The following is a 5,373-nucleotide window of genomic DNA, read 5'->3' as shown; positions in this document are numbered from 1 at the left end:
AACGTGATGCACTCATGCAAATAAAAAATTTATTCTAAAAGACTCGTTAACGCGTTTTTTTGATATAATATAAACATTGACTTTATTAGAAGAGGTAAAAAATGAGTATATTAGGAACAGTTCTAACCGTTATTCTTGCGTGGATTTTAATTGCCTTTGGTAGCTGGCTATGGGTTATTTTGTCAGCAAAATCGAGTGCGACACTGCTCAAGCCAGAAGCATTTGCGGACAAGCTAGCCAATGAAAATGCACAAATTATCGACGTGCGTGAACCTGCTGCCTATAAGCGCTCACACATTATGGGCGCACGTAACATTCCAGCGATGAACTTTTCACAAGGGAAATCTGGTTTGCGTCATGATCGTGATATTTTTCTTTATGATGATCGTTTGCGTGAAGTGACACGCGTCAGCAAAATTTTGAAGAAGCAAGGGTATCAAAAAAATCGTATGTTTATTTTGCGTGGGGGCTTCTCACAATATACTGGGAAGAAAACAAATTAAATAATCACCTCAAAAGGGTTGTGATACAGATGATGTATCACAACCCTTTTTTTATGGGCAACTAAAATGTTGATGGCTTTAAATTTTAAAGAAGAAGTGTATAATAAAAAATGTAAGCGGTTACAAAAAGGAGAAAATCATGCAATACATTAACTACTTTAACCATGATGCCTACACAAACATTGCCATGGATGCGTGGTTATTAAAGCATTTAAAACCAACCGAACCAGTTTTTGCTTTGTGGCAAAATCAACGGGCCGTCATTGTCGGTGAAAATCAAAATACGTTTTCTGAAGTGAACGCTGACTATGTCACTGAAAATGATGTGCAAGTTGTCAGACGAGTTTCTGGTGGTGGGGCAGTTTATCATGATTTAGGGAACATTTGCTTTACTTTTTTTGTACCGGTGGTTAGTAGTGCCAGCGTTGATTTTCACCAATTTGTGCAACCAATGGCAGATGCTCTAGCAGCAGTTGGCATTGACGTGACCATTTCGGGTCGTAATGATTTGGAGATCGATGGCAAGAAAGTGTCTGGTAATGCGCAGCGCTATGCGGGTGGTTATTTAATGCATCATGGCACATTGTTGTGGGATACCGATGTGGATGCAATGGTAAGGTCGTTAAACGTGGCTGACGAAAAGTTTATGTCGAAAGCAGCAAAGTCAGTTCGCGCACGAGTGGGTAATATTAAGGATTATGCCCCTGATAATTTGACCATCGATGAATTTATCGCACAATTACGCTATTATCTCACTAATGAAGGGCGAGATGGGGAATATCAGTTAACCGACACACAAAAAACGGCGATTTTAGCCTTACGTGATCAACAGTTTGCGCAGTGGTCATGGAATTATGGGCAAAGTCCGGATTTTATGTATCACAACCATGCGAAATATCAAGGTGGCAGCATCGACGTACATGTTAATGCGGTTGATGGCAAAATCACTGATATTGATTTCACGGGTGACTTTTTGGGTGTGCGTGATTGGCGTGAGATTAAACCACAATTTATTGGCTTACCGTTTACCAAGACTGCAGTGGCTGGCGTGTTATTAGCAAATCAAGATGGCCAGTACTTTGGCACGATCACGAACGAGGAACTTTTGGCAGTATTTTTTCAGAAAGATGAGGTAGAAACGCATGTCTGATATCACAGTAACAAATGAGAAAATTTTGGACTTTAGTGGCCAATTAGCGCTACAGGATGAGACATTTCCAACGCTACAGATTTTAAATCCTGCGGGTGAGATTGTTGATGAAGCTGGTTTAGCGCGTGCAGACCTGTCATCGGAAGATTTAGTCCAAATCATGCAGCGGATGTTGTTGAGTCGACAGTTGGATATTCGGTCAACCAAGCTTGCTAAACAAGGGCGCTTTGGCTTCTTTGCGCCAACAGCTGGCCAAGAAGCCTCACAAATGGCATCTTCTTATGCCTTTAATGATAATGATTGGCTTATGCCAGGTTATCGTGACATTCCACAAATTATTGTGAAAGGGTGGCCGATTTGGAAAGCGATTCTTTGGTCACGTGGTCATGTATTAGGTAATGTGTTCACAACGGCAGACGATCAACCCGTCAATGCTTGGATGCCACAAATTATTATCGGCGCGCAATACGTTGAAGCAGCTGGGATTGGTTTAGGACTCAAAACGCGACAAAAAGACGCGGTTGCCTATGCCTATACGGGTGATGGCGGCTCGTCACAAGGTGACTTTTATGAAGGTGTCAATTTAGCTGGTGCCTATCAAGCCAATGCCGTCTTCTTTATTCAAAATAATGGCTACGCCATTTCAACACCACGTGGGTTACAAACGGCGGCCACTCATTTGGCGGCCAAAGGTTGGGCTGCTGGAGTACCGAGTGTCGTGGTTGATGGGAATGATCCAATTGCCGTGTATTTGGCGGCTAAGGAGGCGCGTCAGTGGGCAGTATCAGGTAATGGGCCAGTCTTGATTGAAACGCTGACAGATCGCTTAGAGCCGCATTCAACTGCGGGTGACGATCCATTGCGTTATCGGACACAAGATGACATTGATGCTTGGTGGGCAAAAGAACCACTCATTCGGAGGCGCCAATTAATGACCGATCAAGGCATTTGGGATGAGGCTAAGGAAACGGCCTATATTGCGGAAGTCAATGCTTTAATTGATGAGCAAATTAAGATTGCAGATAATGTGCCAAAGCAAAAGATTTCTGATTTTATTAAAAATACACTTGAAGTCCCAAGCTATGCCATGACGGAACAAATCGCAAAGTTTGAAAGTGAGGGAAAGTAAAATGGCTGTTAAAAGTTATATTGATGCTGTCCGTGAGGCAATGGATCTTGCCCTTGGTCAAGACGAGAACGTCCTCATTTTTGGTGAAGATGTTGGCAAAAATGGTGGGGTGTTCCGAGCCACGGATGGTTTGCAAGCCAAATACGGCGAAGATCGGGTGTTTAACACGCCTTTAGCTGAATCAGGTATTGGTGGACTTGCCATTGGCTTAACCACACAAAATTATCGGCCAGTGATGGAAATTCAATTCTTTGGTTTTGTGTTTGAAGTGATGGATTCCATTGCTGGGCAAATGGCTCGTAATCGTTTCCGTTTTGGTGGGACAAAGCAAATGCCAATTGTGGTTCGCGCACCCTATGGCGGTGGCACGAAGACACCAGAAATGCATGCGGATAATCTCGAAGGGATTGTGGCCCAAATTCCTGGGATTCGGGTCGTGATGCCGGCTAACCCAGCAGATGCTAAAGGCCTACTGCTCAGTGCAATCGAATCAAATGATCCTGTGGTTTTTTTGGAAAACTTGCATCTCTATCGTTCATTAAAAGGCGATGTGCCAGAAGGTTACTACACAACGCCACTTGATCAAGCAGCAATTGCGCGTGAGGGCAGTGATGTGTCAATCATTTCCTACGGTGGCGGAGTACCAGTCGCGTTGAAGGCGGCAGAAGCCCTAGCAAAAGACAATATTTCGGCCGAAGTTCTAGACTTACGGACGGTTTCGCCACTTGATATTGCGAGTATTGGTGCCACAGTCCAAAAAACTGGTCGCGTGGTTGTTGTCCAAGAAGCCCAACGCATGGCTGGTATTGGTGCCAATGTCATGAGTGAAATTGCTGAGCGCTTTATTTTAGATTTGAAAGCACCAATCGGTCGGGTGGCGGCACCGGACTCAGTTTACCCATTTGGTCAAGCTGAAAACGATTGGATGATCAAAGCAGATGATGTCGTGGCAAAAGTGATGGAGGTTGTGAATTATGACTGAGATTTTTAAAATGCCAGATCTTGGTGAAGGGATGGCCGAAGGCGATATTACGTTATGGCTGGTTAAAGTTGGCGACACGGTTGCCATGGATGATCCCGTTGCCGAAGTGCAAAATGATAAGTTAATTCAAGAAATTTTATCACCCTATGCGGGGAAAGTCACCAAGTTATTTGTCGAGGCGGGGGCAACTGTATCTGTCGGCGATCCTTTGATTGAATTTGATGGGGATGGCAGTGGGGGCGCTGCGTCAGGTGTTGCTACTGCAACGCTAGAATCAGCATCTGAAATGGCATCGGTTGCACCTGAACCTGAGCCAACACGGTCGACACCCGAACCTGCTACCAGCACGGTTCAGACGGTGAATGGGCACGTCTTGGCGATGCCTTCAGTTCGTCATTTGGCGTTTGAAAAAGGCATTGATCTCACGCGAGTGCCAGCCACTGGTCGGCACGGTCATGTGACCTTGACCGATGTCATGAACTTCCAAGCAGATACCACAGCAGCGCCCACACCGGTGGCTGCTGTGGCCCCAGCGGCACCAACCCCACCAAAGCCTGCAGATAACAAGCCAGAACAACCTGTTGCACCAGCGCCACTACATGAAGGTCGGCAACCAATGACACCAATCCGGAAGGTCATTGCCAAAGCGATGGCCAACCAGAACGCAACGATTCCGGCGGTCACTAACTTTGATAGTGTTGAGGTGAGTCAGTTGGTGGCACATCGTCAACAGTTTAAAGCACAGGCGGCTGAACAAGGGATTCATTTGACTTACTTGGCTTATGTGGTGAAAGCGTTGGCGGCGACGGCTAAAAAATTCCCAGAAATTAATGCCAGTTTGGATATGACCACCCAAGAAATTGTTTACCATGATGAGGTTAACATGGGGATTGCGGTGAATGCACCGTCTGGTTTGTTTGTACCGGTCGTGGCGCAAGCTGACCGGAAGTCGATTTTTCAAATTGCCAAAGAAATTGCCATCTTGGCCGATGCCGTGCGTGATGGGTCGATTTCGCCTAAGCAAATGCAAGGCAGCACGATGACGATTTCTAACCTCGGTTCAGCACGAGGCACTTGGTTCACACCGATTATTAATGGCCATGAAGTGATGATTCTTGGCTTAGGCTCAATTGTCAAGGAGCCAGTCGTCAATGCAGCTGGAGAAATTGTGGTGGGTCAGAATATGAAATTGTCCTTAACTTATGATCACCGGTTGATTGATGGTATGTTAGGTCAAAGTGCCTTGAATTATTTGAAGCAGTTATTGGCCGATCCAGCGTATATGTTGATGGAGGTGTAAGATGGTTGTTGGCGCACAAGCACGTGAAATTGATACAGTTGTGATTGGTTCTGGGCCTGGCGGTTATGTGGCAGCCATTCGTGCCGCCGAATTGGGGCAAAAGGTGACCATTATTGAGCGCGACGCCATTGGCGGCGTTTGTCTGAATGTCGGCTGCATTCCATCAAAAGCGTTAATCCATGTTGGTCATCGCTACCAAGAAGCCCAATCAGACACACCATTTGGTCTGACAACCAGTGGGGCAACCTTAGATTGGCAACAAACCCAAGATTGGAAGCAAAATCAAGTCGTGAATACCTTAACCAGTGG

General features: G+C 45.6%; 6 protein-coding genes. All 6 read left to right on the top strand.

The window, feature by feature from the left end:
• Nucleotides 1–101 precede the first annotated feature (101 nt).
• The gene (locus tag ACW12G_RS05235) at nt 102–503 is read left to right on the top strand and encodes a rhodanese-like domain-containing protein (RefSeq protein WP_095652396.1); all 402 of its coding nucleotides are present in this window, start codon (nt 102–104) and stop codon (nt 501–503) included.
• A 139-nt stretch (nt 504–642) separates the two neighbouring features.
• On the top strand, nt 643–1,653 hold the full coding sequence (locus ACW12G_RS05230; protein WP_216803044.1) for a lipoate--protein ligase: 1,011 nt from the start codon (nt 643–645) through the stop codon (nt 1,651–1,653).
• The gene (locus tag ACW12G_RS05225; protein ID WP_455647431.1) at nt 1,646–2,782 is read left to right on the top strand and encodes a thiamine pyrophosphate-dependent dehydrogenase E1 component subunit alpha; all 1,137 of its coding nucleotides are present in this window, start codon (nt 1,646–1,648) and stop codon (nt 2,780–2,782) included. The genes ACW12G_RS05230 and ACW12G_RS05225 overlap by 8 nt, the downstream gene beginning before the upstream one ends.
• 1 nt (nt 2,783) lies before the next feature.
• Complete coding sequence (locus ACW12G_RS05220) at nt 2,784–3,764, top strand: alpha-ketoacid dehydrogenase subunit beta (protein ID WP_455646594.1); 981 nt, start codon at nt 2,784–2,786, stop codon at nt 3,762–3,764.
• A complete protein-coding gene (locus ACW12G_RS05215; protein WP_455647430.1) occupies nt 3,757–5,064 on the top strand; it encodes a 2-oxo acid dehydrogenase subunit E2 in 1,308 nt (435 codons plus the stop codon). Before ACW12G_RS05220 ends, ACW12G_RS05215 begins: the two co-directional genes overlap by 8 nt.
• A gap of 1 nt (nt 5,065) precedes the next feature.
• Nucleotides 5,066–5,373: FAD-dependent oxidoreductase (locus ACW12G_RS05210; protein ID WP_455647429.1), on the top strand; the 308-nt coding region annotated here is incomplete at its 3' end.

This window comes from Leuconostoc sp., from assembly GCF_965300815.1.
The sequence above is the reverse complement of the archived record's forward strand: the minus strand, read 5'-3'. Positions and strand labels throughout refer to the sequence as shown.

Coding starts and splice junctions, on each gene's coding strand:
- ACW12G_RS05235 (WP_095652396.1), top strand. CDS start 102: ATGAGTATATTAGGAACAGTTCTAACCGTTATTCTTGCGTGGATTTTA.
- ACW12G_RS05230 (WP_216803044.1), top strand. CDS start 643: ATGCAATACATTAACTACTTTAACCATGATGCCTACACAAACATTGCC.
- ACW12G_RS05225 (WP_455647431.1), top strand. CDS start 1,646: ATGTCTGATATCACAGTAACAAATGAGAAAATTTTGGACTTTAGTGGC.
- ACW12G_RS05220 (WP_455646594.1), top strand. CDS start 2,784: ATGGCTGTTAAAAGTTATATTGATGCTGTCCGTGAGGCAATGGATCTT.
- ACW12G_RS05215 (WP_455647430.1), top strand. CDS start 3,757: ATGACTGAGATTTTTAAAATGCCAGATCTTGGTGAAGGGATGGCCGAA.